We start from the raw sequence: 15463 nt of genomic DNA, 5'->3' as shown, positions 1-15463 counted from the left end.
TCCTACCGTCTCGGCGCGGGAGCCGCGGGTATGTTGCGAGGAGTGAGCTGGCGCTCTCCCTCGTCAATGATGTGCGGTGTGACGAGAATCAGCAGGTCGCGCTTCTGCTCCGAGGTGCGCGTCACGCCGAAGAGTCGGCCAATGAGCGGCAGGTCAACGAGGAACGGGATGCCCGACTTCGAACTGGTCACCTGGGTAACCGTGAGACCGCCGATGACGGCCGTCTCGCCGTCGGCGACGAGGAGCTGGTTGTCGGCGCGCTGCTTTCCGAAGATGAAGCCGACGTCGGACGATGCGAGCTGCGCATCCGAGTTCTCGGCGTGCAGCTTGAGCAGGATCTGCCGGTTGTTGGTGACGTGCGGTGTCACGCTGAGGATAATGCCGACTTCCTTCAGTTGAACGGTGGCGCGCGGAACGATGTTGTTGCCCTGCGCACCGCCCTGGCCCTGCGATCCGGCGTCGAGGACGCGGATCGGGATCTCCTGTCCGACGAGAATCTCGGCGCGGCGATTGTCGAGCGTGACGATGCTCGGCTCCGCCTGGAGGTCCGCGAGGCGGACTTCCTGGAGGGCGTCGAGGAAGCTGGTGAGCTGGAACTTTCCGAGTGCCGCGGAGAACACGAGCTTGAGTGCGGGATTGACGACGCGCGCGTTGGCGTTGGCGATCGCCGAAAGAGCATTGCCGCCGAGCAGCACGCGGTCGCCGGTGAACGAAGTGCCGCCGCCGAATGCGTCGGGCACGCCGTCGCCATTCGTGTCAACCGGCTTGGCCGTCGTGGGATCGATGCGCTGCACGAGCTGGCTGAAGAACTGATCGTTGCCCGTGCCCAGGTCGTACGAAAGGCCAAGCTCCTCGATGTCGGTGCGGTTGACGAAGATGATCTTCGCCTTGATCGCGACCTGCGGCGTGCGCACGTCGAGATTCCTGACGTACGACAGCAGGTCGGACATCCGCGACAGCGTTTCGGTGATGAGCAGAGTGTTGGTCGCCGTGTCGGCTGCCACTGCGCCGCGGGCGTAGCAGCTCGTCTGCGTGTTCTGCTGCGACTGCGGAACGCTTCCCGGCGTGCAATCACGCGCGAGGAGATTCTGGAGCGTCGGAACGAGCGATCCGGCGTTGGCGTAATTGACCGCCACCATCTGGGTGACGAGCGGCTCGGACGCCTGCTTGGACGCGATGTTCCTGTAGCTATCCACCGTGATGATGCCGGACAGCGCATCCTCGGCAGCGGCGAGTCCCTGTGCCTGAAGAATCGCGCGGAGCGCAACGTCCCAGGGCTGGTTCTTGATCTCGGCCGTGATCGTGCCGGCGACATCCTTGCCGACGACGATGGTGCGGCCGGAGAACGCGGCAAACGCGGCGATGACGTCGCGGATGTCCGCGTCCTGATATGTAACGGTGATGCGCGGCTGGTCGGACAACGCGGCCGCGGGCGACATCCGAAGCGCAGCGCCTTCGGACGGCGAAGCGCCGTCGCCGGAGTCGCGCCGTGTGATGTTCGCATCGGGCGTCACCGACGGATAGTCTGTATCGGCTGCGGCGGGGCTCCGGTAATTCTGCTGAGCCACGGGCTGCGCGGACGCGTCGGTGGTCTTCTGCGCCGCGGCATAGCGGGCGGCGGTCTCGGGCGACGAGTGCCACGCGGTGAAGTCGCCGGCGGCGCCGGAGACTGTCACGTGCACTTCGCCATCCCTGCGCGCCACTTCATATGAGTGCGCCGCATCCATGTCGATCACGACGCGGACGACATTCGGCTTGAACTGGGCTGCGCGGATGTTGGTCACTCCGCCGCGAGCCAGACGGTCGTAGCGCGCGGCGACGCCGAGCACTGCTCCCTTGAGGTCAACGACGACGCGGTACGGGGCCTCGAGCGCGAAGTCGTCCACCTCTACCGAAGCGTCTACTCCAATCACGATCTCGGCCCGGCCGGCTGCCGGAACGACGCTCACCGACTTGACGGCGGGAGCATTCAGAGCTTCATGGCCAGACACCGTTCTGCTCGAGCCGACTGCGGCTGCCTGAAGACCACCGGCTGCCGGGATGAGCGCGAGACCGGCGCAAGCCGACAGGAACTGCCTCATTGCGTCCTCACTTTGGTTGAATCCGTCATCGCCAGCGACTCCTGCCGGCTGTAGCCAAACTCCTCGATGCTGAACACCACGTTCTTTTCGTGGATCGCCGCGACACGCATGCGGCCGAGCTCCTGCCCGACCTTGACGCGGTACTGCTCCTTCGTCGTCACGTCGCGCAGAATGGCGACGGAGTTGCGGCCCGTGGCGTCGAACGCCACGGCGACGAGCTTGAGATCACTGAGGAGCGGCCGCAGCTCTTCGGTATCCATCAGGGACACGAACGGGTCGCGGCGACCGGCGCCCGGGTAGACATACGTCTCGCGATTGATCAACAGCTCGGGCGTCGCCGACTTCGACGCGACCTGCACGACGCGCGGCTTCGCGGGCGTCTGGGCGCGTGCAACGAACGCGCTTGCCGCTCCGGCGAGGATCACCGTCGCGCAGCCGATCGCAATGCTCCTGTTCATTGTCATTGATTCGTCTCCCCAGTTGCTGCGTTATCCGTGGCTGACGACGGATGCGCTATGTAGGTCTGGATCTGAAAATCGGTGTCGAGCGAAGACTCGCCGTCCTTCGGGCGGGCCTTCTTCCTGGCGTTGGGCGCCATCTGCTTCACGTCGAGTGAGACCGGCGCGACAATACGATTCAGGGATCCGACGTTGGTGAGGAATCCGGCGAGCGCATGGTAGCCGCCTTTCACCGACACCTTGTAGCGATAGGTGTCGAACTGCTCGCCCACGATAACCGGCATCGGTTCGACTGAAGCGAGTTCGAGGCCGACCCGGCGCGCGGCCGTGGATACGTTCTCGAGCAGGGCCGGCACTTCGTTCGTCGTCGGAACGAGCTGGCGGAGCACGGCGAGACTTGCCTCGTACTCGGCCGCCTGCGCCTTGAGACGCTCGACGCTGCCGTTGGCCAGATCGGCCTTAGCCCGCGCGTTCTTCCTGTCGAGCGCGTTGACATGCTCCTCTACCGCCGCGAGCTGCTCACGCTTTGGCATGTAGAGGAAGTATCCATACGCGCCGGCGATCGCGATTGTCAGGAGCGTGATCGAGACCAGGACCTGGTCGCGCTTAGTGAGGTTGGCGCCGATTGCCATGTCAGTTCTCTCTCAGGGACATCGCCACCGTTCTGATGAGGAAGGCGGGCGGCTTCTGCGACTCCGCCTCGAGCTGGAATTCGGTCACTTCCTTGTTATCCACAAGGACGAGGTCTGACCGGGTGAGCTGCACGTTCTGAATGAAGGGCGACGCCTCGAGCGTTTTCATGAACAGCGTCAGCGCCTGGATGTCCACCGTGTGTCCGACAATGCGGAACTTCGTAGCGCGCGAAGCCGCGGCGAGGACGGAGTCGGCGTGCGCCTTCTTCTGGGCGGCGATGGCTTCCTTCGACTTTTTGCCGTCGGTTGAGGCTGTCCTCTTAGTGGTGTCCTGAGCCGCCGAGCTCGGCGCCGCGCTGGTCTGCGTGACAAGCGTCAGCCACGTGTACTGTGGAAGAGCGTTGCTGATCTCCTCGAGAAGATGCGGCCACAGATACCGGCTGTCGTCAATGGACCTGATGATCGCGACCTGCTGGTAGAGCGAATCGCGCGTCGCTTCGGCGCTCGCCTTGGCCTGGAGGACGACCGTGTATCTGGCTGAGTCCTGGACGGCGCGGGTCTCCCGCTCGGTGAGCGTGCGCTCGCGCGAGCTCTGCCCGATGAAAAAGAATCCGATGGCGAGCACCGCCGACGCGACCGTGCCGACCGCCGCGACGAAGAACTTGTCGTTGACGCTCGAGACCGCGCCGGAGACGATTCCGGAGAGGTTGAAACCACCGTCGCGCGACTTGCCCGCGCTTCCCGGGAGAAGATTGACCTGGATCATGTTTATGGTATCCGATGCGGGCGGCTACTGGCGGAGCGCGAGGCCGATCGGGAGCATCAGCAGCGGCGCCACCTCGTCGGTGATGAGTGACTCGAGTGCGCCGTCGCGGATGTTGAGCCGGGCGAGCGGATTGGCGTGCTCGACTGTGATTTTGAGACGGTCGGCGAGAATCTCGGAGAGGCCCGGGGTGCGCGAGCCGCCGCCGCAGACATAGACCGCGCGCAGCTGCGCCGCGTTCTTCGAAGTCGCGAGGAAGCCCGCGGCCCGCTCTACACCGACGGCGATCTCTTCGACGCGCACCATGAGAACCGCATCGAGCTGCGGGGCGCGATCGTAACCGCGGACGAGGTTCTCCGCGTCGCGCGCGGCCATGCCGTGCTGGCGCTGGAGGTCCTCACTGAAGCGGCGCGTGCCGAGCGGCAGATCGCGTGTCAGCACCGGAACGCCATTGTCCATGATATTCACGTTCGTGACTTCGTTGCCGATGTTCACGAGACCGACGAAGCCCTGCATCGCCTCGGGGTAGTTCACCTCGAAGGCGTTGTGCAATGCGAAAGCGTCCACGTCCACTATGGTCGGCGTGACGCCAGCGTCGGCGAGGATGCGCAGCTTCGCGTCAACCAGGTCACGCTTGGCGGCGACGAGCAGGACGTTCATTTCATCAGAGCTTTCGCCGGCGTCCAGTATCTGGAAATCCAGCTCGACCGATTCGACGTCGGGTACGTGCTGCTCCGCTTCCCAGCGCATGAGCTCGCGCGCCTGCTTCTCCTTCACGCGCTCCGTCTGGATCTTCTTTATGATTACGTCGCGTCCGCCGACGGCGGTGACGATGTGCCTGGAGCTGACGTTGGCGGAATCGAGTGCGGCACGAATGGCGTCGGACACGATGCCCGGATCCATCACTTCGCCTTCGACGATCGCGTCGGGCTGCAGCTTGGTGATCGCAACCTTGACGAGCTCGGGCGCGCCCTTGCCGTGATCGATGACGGCGATCTTTATGAGGCCCGATCCGATATCCAGTCCGACTGTGATTTTCCTGCGGCCGAAGAGTGCCATGAGTCCAAAGGGTAGGAGACTTCAGGTGATTGCACGCTAGAAACGATTCACATGGCGGCGAGGTAACAGCGCAAAACGTCACATCTGATATGCCGCCGACCACGCTTGCTCGCTGACACGCGACGCCTGTGGAACGCCGCGCGCGTCGCGGGATGCGATCACCGCGATGGAGACGCGCCGGCGCAATCTCGCGGCGCCGGATGCGTTCACTCGTCCCTCAGCCGTGACGAGAAAGAGCGCGCTGTCGAGACGGGTGATGAACACCGTGCTCTCGAGCGGCTGTTGTGCAGCAGGACTTCGGATAATGACGCCTCCCACCCACATTGCGTCACATTCCGGACAACTCCAGAACGCGATTGTCGCGAGCGCCGCACGTTCCGCGTATGCCGCGGCCTGCTGATCGAGCACCTCCGCCGCGCTCGCATGGGTTTCCTGGATGCTGGCGAACAGCGAAGCGGTGACGAGGACAGCAATCAGAACGATGCCGACGAGCGCGGCTGCAAGCGCGAATCCGGCGCGCGCTCTCATCGGGTCCTGTTGCGCGGAGACACCGTTATGACCGCGGAATCGCGATACGCGGTGCGCGCGTCTCCGGTAAGCGCGGTTGCCCGCGCCGTCTGGCCGCGCATGACGATATCCACCCGCGCGACTGCAGTCGAGGAAATGCCCGCGGAGAGCTCAGCTCCCGAGGAATCGTAGTAGCGAAACGACAGCCCGCTCGCGCCTGACGATCCGGAGTACGCGCTATACGGTCCGCTCACCGGCTGGATGACCGCGCACGCAGGTGGACCGGCGACATTGCAGCGGCGGTAGCCCAGGTACCACATGCCGTCCGAGGACCGGTAGAGACTGTAGCGTACCCGGCGCAGGAAATGTATGGGAGCACCGGTGCGCACGGCGATGCTCGGCGCGGTCGCGAGCGTTACGACGTAGCCGGATGCGGCGGCGTCGGCCGCTGTCGTAAAACCAGTGGATGCCGGACACGCGGTTGTAACCGCGCGCGACGTGAATGCGGTGACCCGGGCCGTTTCCCATCGCCCCGAGTCCGGCACGCCTGAAGGAATGCCATAGAGCATCGCCAGGTCACCGGTGTCGGGCTGTGCGAGTACTGACGTAAGAGTATTGCCGCTGGCGAGTGACGCCGGCGGCAAGCCGATCGTTGCGCCTGCCGGCGCGGCGCACGCGACTGACGTGGCGATTGTCGCGTACATCTCGATCGCCGAGTCGGTCATGACTGGAAGACCGAAGGTCGCCACCGCCGCGCCGCGGATATCTGTAGCGAGAACGTCAGCGGCATCGCGCAGCTGCGCGCGGACATCGAGCATCTCACTCGCGGCTGCGTGAAACCGCTGCTGGCGGACGAGCGTCCCCGTGATCAGCGCGCCGACGAGACCCGCGAGAGCAGTGGCGACGACGAGCTCGACCAGCGTGAACGCGCGGCGGGTCAGTCGCATGGTACGGCGGAGAGATACCGGTCGGCATGCAGTCCGGAACGGGTCGTGCGCTCGATTGATTGATCGAGCATGGTTACGGGCCCGGCGCTGACGTCCCAGATGGATCGCACGCCGAATCGCCGCTCCTCTCCGCCGGCAAAGCTTCCGCACGCCATCGAGTGAGCCAGCTCGTCTCTCGATCGCGCGATGGACGCGGAGCGCCCGCGCAGCGAGCTCAGTGAAATCTGTCGGGCGACGACGGCGGCGCCGGCGGCCAGCCCGAGTCCGCCGACGCCGAATACAAGGATTGCGACGACGACTTCAATCAAAGTGAGGCCCGCGCGCCGAGGGAACATGTGATGACGCTAGCGCGAAGCGAAGAGGAGACAGGCACCGGACGCAGTCGCGAGGAATCGAACGAGCCCACCGGTTCAGGTCTTAGCCGCGCTCCGTCTTTTCGTTTTCCTGCCGAAACGAAAAAGGCGGCCTTTCGGCCGCCCCATCGTTTCGCTTATCCTACGGACAATCGCGGCGGCGTTACGCCGCCGCGATTGTCCACCCTGTCAGGATACCGTAATCAGGTGCAGGTGATCAGGCCGGTCGCAGTCGAAAGGCAGGTCTTGGCCGTTCGCAGGTGACTCGCCGAGGCCGTCCAGCTGGCCGGCGGAGTGCTAGACGCGACCGCGGTCACGGTCACGTTCTGCGAAGCCGAAAAGCCATTAACAGCGGTCGTTCCGCTCGCCGTACCGCTGAAGTAAAGACCGGCGCTGTCGGCGGCGAAGCTCTCTTCGTACGTCGCGAGGTTGCGAAGATCCGACTTCATTGCGGCCAGATAGGCCTTCTCCTTCGTGTTGGCGAACTTCGGAATCGCGATCGCGGCCAGAATGCCGATGATGACGACGACGATGAGAAGCTCGATCAGCGTGAAACCCTTCTTCTTGCTTAACATTTCCTTGCTCCTGAAAGAGTGGAGACATTGCGTTTGCTTCGGGGGGAAGACGACGCGGCACCGGGAAAGGCAACGCGCATGCCAGAGCCGGGGCCATCTCGTAACCTCACACACTGCACTCACTTACGATTTTCGGGAGGATTGGCCCAGGATAGGACTGGCCTTGCAAACTGCAACGATCCTTGCAATTTGCAAGGTTCCGCCGTAGCTCATGTCCGCCGTAGCTCAGCGTGAAGCGAGCTTCCTGGCGCGAACGAGCTGCAGACTGTCGGCGGCTCGGGCCACCTCCTGCAGCCTGATGTCGCCCGCATTCCCGCCCGCATCGAGAGCCATCGCCTTCGCCTCCTCGAGCTTCCCGACATTGAGAAGACACCAGGAAGTGTTCACTCTCAACTGGATGTTGCCCGGCGCCAGAGCGAGAGCGCGACGATACAGCGTGAGCGCGCGCGGGCAGCGTCCCGCCATCGCGAACATGTCGCCGCCGTACGCCAGCAGCAACGGATCGTCCCGACGCCCAAGCGCGACAGCGAGATCCATCTCGTCCAAAGCTTCGGCTGTCCGTTTCTTCCCGGCAAGATCGGCGGCGCGCATCCAGTGAGCGCGATGGCTCGACGGCACGTCGCGAACCGTCTGAAGCACCAGGGTCTCGTTGTCGCGCCAGACGGGGCTGCGCGTCACGCTTCGTCCCGCGAACACCAGCAGAAGAGCTCCCAGCGCAGAGACGGCAAGCGGCCTCGCGATGCCGCCCGACCTGTCCGCCGCGGTCAGCGCTTCGTGAACGGCGACGCCCGCACACAGCACAAAGCCCACCGTTGCGAGCAGCAGAGTGCGCTCAGCCAGAACAAATCCCGTAACGACGATGAGATTGCTCGGAATCAGCAGCGCAAGCCCGGTCCACGAGATTCCGAAAGTCACGACCGGCAAGCGCTTGCGCACGGCCCATGCGATCCATGCGATGCCAGCAAGCACCGCGACGGCCGGAAGCATCGAGATCTCGAATGTGGTGTGCGTGCGAATTCGCGGATACGAGTAATCGGCGGAGAGGCTCATCGGCCAGAAGAAGAGCCGCACCCACTCGACGACGACATCGAGCATCGTGAAGAAGCGCGTTCCGAACGGCTGCTCCTTCAGTATCTGCGCTCTCGAATCGATCGCGACCCCGTCGAGCACCGCGTAACGCGCAGCCAGGAACGCGAGTCCGGTAATCGCCATCGCGATGCAGAGCGGAATGAGATTCCGTACGCGCGCGCGCAGCGGTCTCTCGTCGCCCACCACGAGAAGCTCCGCGGCAAGCAGCAGCGCTGGAAGGACGATCGCGTGCTCCTTGAATCCGCACGCGATCAGATATCCGACCGAGATCAGCGCGATATGAGACGTCCGAAGCGGACCTGCCCTGCGGATCCACACATACCAGGCAACGAGAACGACGAGCAGCAACGCGACCCACAGCTCGGCCTGGCCGACGATGTTCGCGACCGCTTCCACGTGCACTGGATGAACCGCGAACAGCGCCGCCGAGACGAACGCGGCCCGCGCGGGCATCAGCAGAATCGCCAGCCGGTACACCGCTACAGAGAGAGCTGCGTAGAGCAGGATGCTGGTCAGATGGAAGGGCAGCGGCGAACCGCCGCCGACGACCCACTGCGCGGCGAAGACGACCATTGTCATCGGGCGATAGAGCATCGAACCCATCTCCGCTCGCCAGTACGTCTCGACGAGCAATCCCCACGGCGCAGCGAAAGTGTGCAGCCGCGGATTCTTTATGATCACGTCGACGTCGTCGAACGCGAATCCGTTGCGAAGCCCGGTGATAGACGCAGCCACGGCGAGCGCCGCGATGAGCACCCACAGGTATCTGGAGTAGTGCTCGGAGCGCCAAGTCCCACCTTCGCGGGTCACACTTCGATCCCGAACTTGCAGAGCTTCCGATGCAGTGTGGATGGATCGATGCCAAGCACTTCGGCGGCTCGCGACTTGTTGCCGCCTTCGGCGCCGAGCACCCACATGATATACGCGCGCTCAATTGTCTCGAGCGACGGGTTCGCCGCGACACGCTCGGCCATCAAGGGCTCCGATTTTCGCTGCCGGACCTTGTCGGGAAGCGCACCAGGCAGGATCGTCCCGTTGCTCACGAGAATGACTGCCCGCTCGATCGCGTTCTCCAGCTCACGGACATTCCCGGGCCACGAGTACTCCTGGAGCTGCTCGGCCGCTTCGGGGCTCAGCTTCTTCTGATCTTCACCACGTTTCTTCGCAATTTCCGCGAGGAACGACTCGGCGAGAAGCGGAATGTCGTCGCGACGCTCACGCAGTGGCGGCATCTCGATCGATATGACGTTGAGGCGATAGAAGAGATCGCTACGGAAATTCCCGCGCGCGATCTCTTCGTCAAGATTGCGATTCGTCGCCGCGATGAGGCGGGTGTCGATCGCAATGGGCTCCGTCGCCCCGACGGGAATCACCTCGCGATACTGAAGAACGCGGAGCAGCTTCACCTGCGTCGCCGGTGTGGTGTCACCGATCTCGTCGAGGAAGAACGTTCCCTTCTCCGCCGCGGAGAACATTCCCGTCTTGTCCTTCACGGCGCCGGTGAACGAGCCCTTCACGTGCCCGAACAGCTCACTCTCGAGCAGACTCTCGGGCAGGGCGCCGCAGTTGATGGATACGAACGGGCCGGCGGCTCGTGTGGACAGCTCGTGGATGTAGCGCGCGACGACGCCCTTTCCGGTGCCCGACTCACCCTGCAGCAACACTGTCGAATCACTCGCCGCGACGGTCTCGGCGACGTTCAGAATATCGAGCCATGCGCGGTTGTTGCCGATCGGCCGGCCAACGTTGTCGCGCAGTCTTATCTCGCGCTTGAGCGCGCGGTTCTCCGTCTTCAGCTGGCGCGTCTCGGCCGCACGCTTCACGATCGCCACGAGGGCGTCGTTCTGGAACGGCTTCTGGACGTAATGGAATGCGCCGTCGTTCACGGCCGATATGGCCGATTGAAGCGAGGCCTGCGCGGTGATCAGGATCACCGGTACGTCCGGATCCTGAGCGCGCGCCGCGGCAAGCACGTCGAGACCGCTGACCGCCGGCATGCGAATGTCGGAAATGATGATGTCAGGATGGATCGACGCGATCTGCTCCAGACCCTGCTTTCCGCCAAACGCGACATGGGCCGCAAATCCTTCATTCTTGAGAAGGATTCTCAGCGTATCCACAATCGCGGACTCATCATCAATGATCAGGACGGTGGGCCGCGTTTCGGTTGATTGCATTACTATGGCGCTTATCCCGATTTGGGGAGGACGACCGTAAACCGTGTCTCTTCGCCGGGAGGGCTCACCGTGACGAGTCCACCGTGAGCCTGGACAGCGCGCTGAACGATCGACAACCCCAGCCCGCTGCCGCCCGGCTTTGTTGTGACGAAGGGATCGAACAATCGGTCACGAACCTGCGACGCTATTCCGGGGCCCTTGTTGATCACGACTATGCCGTACGCTCCAGCGGCGAACTCCTGGTTACCCGGGGGAAGCTGGTGCGGCTGCAGCTCGCCCCCTTCTATCCTCACCTCTCCGTTCGGCGGCGACGCCTGCACGGCGTTGAGAATCAGATTGAACATGGCCCGATGAATGAGATCCTCGTCGCCCTCGATGATCATCGGAGCCGCCGGGAAGGAATAGACGACTTTCACCCCCGGCGCGATGTCCGGCTGCGAGCTCGCCAGCCGCGCCGCGTTGCGAGCGATCTCGGCGATGTTGAGAGACTCCACGCGCGTCATCCCGGCGCGCGCGAAATCGAGAAACTCGGTGAGCACGCGCGCCAGCCGGTCCGACTCCCTCAGCACCAGCGTGCTGAGCGTCTTCTCGTCCTCCGACGCCCGCGGCATACGCGAAAGCTGCTCGACCGCGCTGCGAATGGAGGCAAGCGGATTCTTGATCTCGTGCGCGAGCGACGCGCTCATCTCCGCCACGCCCTCCAACCGCTCGGCGCGCAGCGTCAGGCTGCGCACGTCGGCCTCCCTCAGGCGGAATTTCGCCAGCTCGGCGGCGAGCTGCTCGCTCGCGGAGCCAGCGGCGCGAAGCCGGGCCGCGATGGTGCCACTCGTAACCGCGACGATCGCGAACACCATCAGCTGGATCAGAAGACCGCTGTCGGCGTTCCCGCCGTGCGCCAGCATCGCGTCCGCGAAATAGAGCACCATCCCCAGACTCGCCACGAGCGGCACGCCGGAGGGAGCGACGAGCAGGGCGCTCACCGCGATCACGAGAATATAGAGCGGCGCAAGCTGGGACTGGCCACCGGACCAGGTGACGTGGACAGCCGCCGTCACGAGCAGCATGTCGAACGTGACTTGGAGATAGAGGAACGTCATCCCCGGGTCGGGTTTCCTGAGGTCGGTCCAGATGAACGAAGCGGCCGTGAAACCGATGGCGCCGACAAGCGCCAGGGAAACGATCATCCTGGCGGACCCGACTATTGCCAGTCCCGCACCGGTCACCGCTAGGAAAAGGGCGCCGGCGAGCACCAGACGTCCGATATAGAGCCCGCGAAGGAGCCGCCGCTGACTGAAGGTCACCGATGTGGCGCGAGCTTCTGTCCCGATTGCTTCTCCCGGATGGTCGAAGCGGTGCAAGTTGGCGGGGACGGCCGATTCAGTCAATTCTGCTCCACTACTATATAGATTTCAGGGATATGAATCTCCTGGCCCTCCAGCAGGGTCCCGTCGAACACCTGGGCGCCGGTGCAGTTTCCGCGCGTCTGGGTGTCGTACTGCTTCTGGTAGCAGTCAACGCGTTCTTCGTGGCCGCCGAGTTCGCACTCGTCGCCGTCCGCCGGAGCCGCATTGATGAAATGGCCGACGCGGGCGACCGGGCGGCAAGAAACGTCCAGAAGGCCCTCAATCATCTGGACCGCTACATCGCCGGAACGCAACTCGGAATCACCGTTGCGTCCCTCGCCCTTGGCTGGGTCGGCGAGCCGGCGATGGCGGCTCTCATAGACGGCATCCTCGGACTGTTCGGTCTGCCGCCGGCCGGAGGTGGCGTGCACAGCGGAGTCGCCCTCGGCTTCGGCTTCTTCGTCATCACTTTCCTTCACATCGTGCTCGGGGAGCTGGCTCCGAAATCACTCGCGCTGGTCAATCCGGAGGGCGTAGCCAAGGTCGTAACCACCCCCCTGCGGTTCTTTTCGCGCGTGATGGCGCCGATGATCTGGCTGTTCAATGGGGCCGCCCGCTCGTTCCTGCGACTGTTCGGAATTGCTTCCACGTCGGAGGTTCAGAGCCACTCGCCAGAGGAGCTTCGGCTTCTCGTGATGCAAGCGCGCGCGCATGGGACGCTGAACGAGTCGGACAGCGCGATGCTGGCGGGTGTCTTCGACTTCCACGAGAAGAAATCGCGCGACGTGATGCGGCCGCGCACGGACGTCGTCGCGCTCGACGTCGAATCCACCGAGGAGGAGGTGTGGGCGGTGGTGCGTGAGGAGAGATACTCGCGCTATCCTGTCTACCGCGAGTCGCTCGACGATGTCATCGGCGTATTCCTCGCCAAGGACCTGTGGCTCCGCGCGAGCAGCGCGCCGTTCTCGCTTGCCGAACTGACCCGCGAGCCGCTGTATGTGCCCGATAGCAGGGCGGCCGAGCGAGTGCTCGACGACCTTCGGCGCACGCGGGCGCACATGGCGGTGGTGCTCGACGAATACGGCGGTACCGCCGGCATCATCACGATGGAAGATCTGATCGAAGAGGTGATCGGCGACATCGCCGACGAGTACGACATGGCGTCGCGCAGCGCGATCGAATCCAACGGCGTGCTCGAACTCGACGGAACGATGTCGCTGATTGACGTTCGCTCCGATCATCGGCTCCAGATCCCCGAAGGCGACTGGACGACGCTCGGTGGATACGCGTTCGCAAAGCTCGGCCGTCTGCCGCGCATGGGAGACCGGGTACCCGTGCCCGGGGGGGAGCTGGAGGTGATCGCGATGGACGGGCGGAGGATCGCCGCACTTCGCGTGCATCGCACGCATCCCACACCGCCGAACGGATCGCTCGATCCTCTGCCAGCGAGCGACCGCAAATAACAGCCGCGCACGACCCGTACGCCGCCCTGAGGCACCGCGATTTCCGGCTGTTTCTCATCGGCCGGATCCTCGGTGTCATCGGGTGGCAGATGCTGCAGATCGCGCTCGGATGGGAGTTGTACGAGCGCACGCATTCCGCGCTGGCGCTGGGAATGGTCGGTCTCGTCACGGCCATTCCGGTGGTGCTGCTGGCCCTCCCCGCTGGTCACCTGGCTGACAGGATGGATCGCAAGCGAATAGTCGTCGGCGCGCAGCTTGTGTTCATTCTCATGTCGCTCTGCCTCGCGGCTGTGTCCTTTTCGCGCGGGCCGATCGTCATCGTCTACGCGATCCTGCTCGTGCGCGGCGTCGCGCAGGCGTACAACAATCCGGCGCGATCGGCGCTGCTGCCGCGGCTCGTACCGGCGGAAGTGTTCGGCAATGCCGTGACGTGGTCGAGCAGCGCGTTCCAGACGGCGGCTGTCGTGGGGCCGGCGATCGGCGGGCTTGTGATCGCGCTGCAACACCACGCCACCGGCGCATACGTGATTGATGCATGTCTCACGTCCATCTACCTCGTCATGCTGCTGGCGATCCGAAGCGACGCAGGGATGAGCCCGGATTCGACGAGCGCGATGGCGCTCAGGCCGCGTGAGCCGATGACGCTGCAGTCGCTTGCCGCCGGGATGAGATTCGTGAAGGACACGAAGGTAATTCTCGCCGCGCTCACGCTCGATCTGTTCGCCGTGCTTTTCGGCGGCGCCACCGCGCTGCTACCGATATTCGCGAAGGATATCCTGCAAGTCGGACCCGAGGGTCTCGGCTGGCTCCGCGCGGCGCCATCCGTCGGAGCGCTGATCGTGATGGTTGTCATCGCGCACAGGCGGCCGATGAAGCGCACGGGATGGACGCTGATTCTCGCGGTCACGGGATTCGGCGCCGCAACCATAGTGTTCGGTCTTTCGCGGTCCTTTGGACTGTCACTCGCGATGCTGCTGATCCTCGGCGGGCTGGATGGAATCAGCATGATCATTCGCGGAACTCTCGTTCAGCTATGGACGCCGGACGAGATGCGCGGGCGCGTGTCCGCCGTGAACAGCGTATTCATTGACATGTCGAACGAGCTCGGCGGATTCGAGTCGGGTGCGCTCGCCGCGGTGGTGGGTCCGACTGTCGCCGTGGTGGGCGGCGGAATCGGGACCATACTCGTCGTCGCCGGGGCGGCGGCGGCGTGGCCCGAGCTGAGAAAACTCGGACCGCTGATACCACCTCAGCCCGGCTGATTCGCGGCTGACACAGGTGACGCGAGACGCATCAGCGTGTCGCGGTCCATTCGGTGTCCGCCTTCGAACGTGACGAGCCGATACGGAACCGAGTGCTTCTCGAGCAGTTTCTCGTAGCCCTCGATCATTCCGGTGTCGGCGAACTGGTCGCGTGTCCCGTAAACGATGGACAGCTCGACGTTCCGAAAGAACGTCGCCGCCTCGAACAGGTCGGAATCGCTCGCCAGCAGGCATCCCCACATGAGGAGGCGACCAGCACGCGCTGTTCCGCGGGTCAGCCAGCGATTCGCCGTCGCCCCACCCTGCGAGAATCCGAGAACGGTCACCGCGATGTCATCGCGCTGAAGGGCCCCCATGATCTCCGCATAAAGATCATCGAGGTACGCAATGTAGTCCGCGATCTCGGCCTCCCGATCCTCGCGCGTCATCCAGGTGGCGCCGATCTTCGCGTCGGCCGCGTGAAACCCCGGGCCGCTGGAGATGTAGAATCGTGAAAGTGCCTCGGGGGCCACGATCAGCCGCCGGGGATCGGCGATGCACTCGAACTCCTTCACGAAATCCGACGCGAGCTGGCCGTAACCATGACACACGAACCAGACGTCCTCGATCCCGGGTCCGATGTCGCCAAGCAGCCAGTAGCGGGCGGACCGCTTGACCTGGATGTGCCGTTCCTCTGCCATCGCCGAATCATAATCGCCTTCGCCGCTACCTGTGACCCGTTACCTGTGACCCGTTGCCTGTGACCCGCTACCTG

Annotated in this window: 15 protein-coding genes; 2 read left to right on the top strand and 13 right to left on the bottom strand. The window is 64.2% G+C overall.

The genetic code is table 11. The features are described 5' to 3' along the window. Positions 1 to 2 precede the first annotated feature (2 nt). From Q7S20_03130 to Q7S20_03075, 12 genes are all read right to left on the bottom strand, one after another. Positions 3 to 2081, bottom strand: coding sequence for an AMIN domain-containing protein (locus Q7S20_03130; GenBank protein ID MDO8500813.1), 2079 nt, complete (start codon positions 2079 to 2081; stop codon positions 3 to 5). Continuing rightward, the gene (locus tag Q7S20_03125; GenBank protein MDO8500812.1) at positions 2078 to 2545 is read right to left on the bottom strand and encodes a hypothetical protein; all 468 of its coding nucleotides are present in this window, start codon (positions 2543 to 2545) and stop codon (positions 2078 to 2080) included. Before Q7S20_03125 ends, Q7S20_03130 begins: the two co-directional genes overlap by 4 nt. Then, positions 2542 to 3171 carry a type 4a pilus biogenesis protein PilO gene (pilO, locus tag Q7S20_03120; protein MDO8500811.1) on the bottom strand — a complete coding sequence of 210 codons (630 nt, stop codon included), beginning with the start codon at positions 3169 to 3171 and terminating at the stop codon, positions 2542 to 2544. The genes Q7S20_03125 and pilO overlap by 4 nt, the downstream gene beginning before the upstream one ends. A 1-nt stretch (position 3172) precedes the next feature. Next, on the bottom strand, positions 3173 to 3937 hold the full coding sequence (locus Q7S20_03115) for a PilN domain-containing protein (GenBank protein MDO8500810.1): 765 nt from the start codon (positions 3935 to 3937) through the stop codon (positions 3173 to 3175). A gap of 24 nt (positions 3938 to 3961) precedes the next feature. Beyond that, positions 3962 to 4993, bottom strand: a complete 1032-nt coding sequence (pilM, locus tag Q7S20_03110) for a type IV pilus assembly protein PilM (GenBank protein ID MDO8500809.1) — start codon at positions 4991 to 4993, stop codon at positions 3962 to 3964. 78 nt (positions 4994 to 5071) lie between these two features. Beyond that, a complete protein-coding gene (locus tag Q7S20_03105; protein MDO8500808.1) occupies positions 5072 to 5521 on the bottom strand; it encodes a hypothetical protein in 450 nt (149 codons plus the stop codon). Next, complete coding sequence (locus Q7S20_03100; protein ID MDO8500807.1) at positions 5518 to 6447, bottom strand: type II secretion system protein; 930 nt, start codon at positions 6445 to 6447, stop codon at positions 5518 to 5520. Before Q7S20_03100 ends, Q7S20_03105 begins: the two co-directional genes overlap by 4 nt. Continuing rightward, positions 6438 to 6782: a prepilin-type N-terminal cleavage/methylation domain-containing protein gene (locus Q7S20_03095; GenBank protein MDO8500806.1), complete on the bottom strand. Its 345-nt coding sequence runs from the start codon at positions 6780 to 6782 to the stop codon at positions 6438 to 6440. Before Q7S20_03095 ends, Q7S20_03100 begins: the two co-directional genes overlap by 10 nt. Positions 6783 to 7003: 221 nt before the next feature. Then, complete coding sequence (locus Q7S20_03090) at positions 7004 to 7375, bottom strand: prepilin-type N-terminal cleavage/methylation domain-containing protein (GenBank protein ID MDO8500805.1); 372 nt, start codon at positions 7373 to 7375, stop codon at positions 7004 to 7006. A 225-nt stretch (positions 7376 to 7600) separates the two neighbouring features. Beyond that, positions 7601 to 9274 (bottom strand): tetratricopeptide repeat protein, encoded by a 1674-nt coding sequence (locus tag Q7S20_03085; GenBank protein ID MDO8500804.1) that lies wholly within the window; start codon positions 9272 to 9274, stop codon positions 7601 to 7603. Continuing rightward, a complete protein-coding gene (locus Q7S20_03080; protein MDO8500803.1) occupies positions 9271 to 10641 on the bottom strand; it encodes a sigma-54 dependent transcriptional regulator in 1371 nt (456 codons plus the stop codon). The genes Q7S20_03085 and Q7S20_03080 overlap by 4 nt, the downstream gene beginning before the upstream one ends. A gap of 11 nt (positions 10642 to 10652) precedes the next feature. Beyond that, entirely contained in the window at positions 10653 to 12026 is a 1374-nt protein-coding gene (locus Q7S20_03075) for an ATP-binding protein (GenBank protein ID MDO8500802.1), read from the bottom strand. A 32-nt stretch (positions 12027 to 12058) separates the two neighbouring features. Here Q7S20_03075 and Q7S20_03070 point away from each other — a divergent pair, with 32 nt between their 5' ends. Together Q7S20_03070 and Q7S20_03065 are read left to right on the top strand one after the other, a co-directional pair. Continuing rightward, a complete protein-coding gene (locus Q7S20_03070) occupies positions 12059 to 13447 on the top strand; it encodes a hemolysin family protein (protein MDO8500801.1) in 1389 nt (462 codons plus the stop codon). Between the two features lie 26 nt (positions 13448 to 13473). Then, positions 13474 to 14709, top strand: coding sequence for an MFS transporter (locus Q7S20_03065; GenBank protein ID MDO8500800.1), 1236 nt, complete (start codon positions 13474 to 13476; stop codon positions 14707 to 14709). On the opposite strand, the gene Q7S20_03060 is transcribed toward Q7S20_03065, so the two are convergent. Then, positions 14697 to 15389: a hypothetical protein gene (locus tag Q7S20_03060; protein MDO8500799.1), complete on the bottom strand. Its 693-nt coding sequence runs from the start codon at positions 15387 to 15389 to the stop codon at positions 14697 to 14699. The genes Q7S20_03065 and Q7S20_03060 overlap by 13 nt on opposite strands. Positions 15390 to 15463: the final 74 nt, after the last annotated feature.

The organism is Gemmatimonadaceae bacterium, assembly GCA_030647905.1.
Classification (GTDB): domain Bacteria; phylum Gemmatimonadota; class Gemmatimonadetes; order Gemmatimonadales; family Gemmatimonadaceae; genus UBA4720.
Note: the sequence above shows the minus strand (reverse complement) of the source record. Positions and strands in the feature narration are given on the sequence as shown.

What these genes read in the sequence shown, in the direction of transcription:
- Q7S20_03130 (MDO8500813.1), bottom strand. Translation starts at nt 2,081, where the DNA reads ATGAGGCAGTTCCTGTCGGCTTGCGCCGGTCTCGCGCTCATCCCGGCA.
- Q7S20_03125 (MDO8500812.1), bottom strand. Translation starts at nt 2,545, where the DNA reads ATGACAATGAACAGGAGCATTGCGATCGGCTGCGCGACGGTGATCCTC.
- pilO (MDO8500811.1), bottom strand. Translation starts at nt 3,171, where the DNA reads ATGGCAATCGGCGCCAACCTCACTAAGCGCGACCAGGTCCTGGTCTCG.
- Q7S20_03115 (MDO8500810.1), bottom strand. Translation starts at nt 3,937, where the DNA reads ATGATCCAGGTCAATCTTCTCCCGGGAAGCGCGGGCAAGTCGCGCGAC.
- pilM (MDO8500809.1), bottom strand. Translation starts at nt 4,993, where the DNA reads ATGGCACTCTTCGGCCGCAGGAAAATCACAGTCGGACTGGATATCGGA.
- Q7S20_03105 (MDO8500808.1), bottom strand. Translation starts at nt 5,521, where the DNA reads ATGAGAGCGCGCGCCGGATTCGCGCTTGCAGCCGCGCTCGTCGGCATC.
- Q7S20_03100 (MDO8500807.1), bottom strand. Translation starts at nt 6,447, where the DNA reads ATGCGACTGACCCGCCGCGCGTTCACGCTGGTCGAGCTCGTCGTCGCC.
- Q7S20_03095 (MDO8500806.1), bottom strand. Translation starts at nt 6,782, where the DNA reads ATGTTCCCTCGGCGCGCGGGCCTCACTTTGATTGAAGTCGTCGTCGCA.
- Q7S20_03090 (MDO8500805.1), bottom strand. Translation starts at nt 7,375, where the DNA reads ATGTTAAGCAAGAAGAAGGGTTTCACGCTGATCGAGCTTCTCATCGTC.
- Q7S20_03080 (MDO8500803.1), bottom strand. Translation starts at nt 10,641, where the DNA reads ATGCAATCAACCGAAACGCGGCCCACCGTCCTGATCATTGATGATGAG.
- Q7S20_03070 (MDO8500801.1), top strand. Translation starts at nt 12,059, where the DNA reads ATGAATCTCCTGGCCCTCCAGCAGGGTCCCGTCGAACACCTGGGCGCC.
- Q7S20_03060 (MDO8500799.1), bottom strand. Translation starts at nt 15,389, where the DNA reads ATGGCAGAGGAACGGCACATCCAGGTCAAGCGGTCCGCCCGCTACTGG.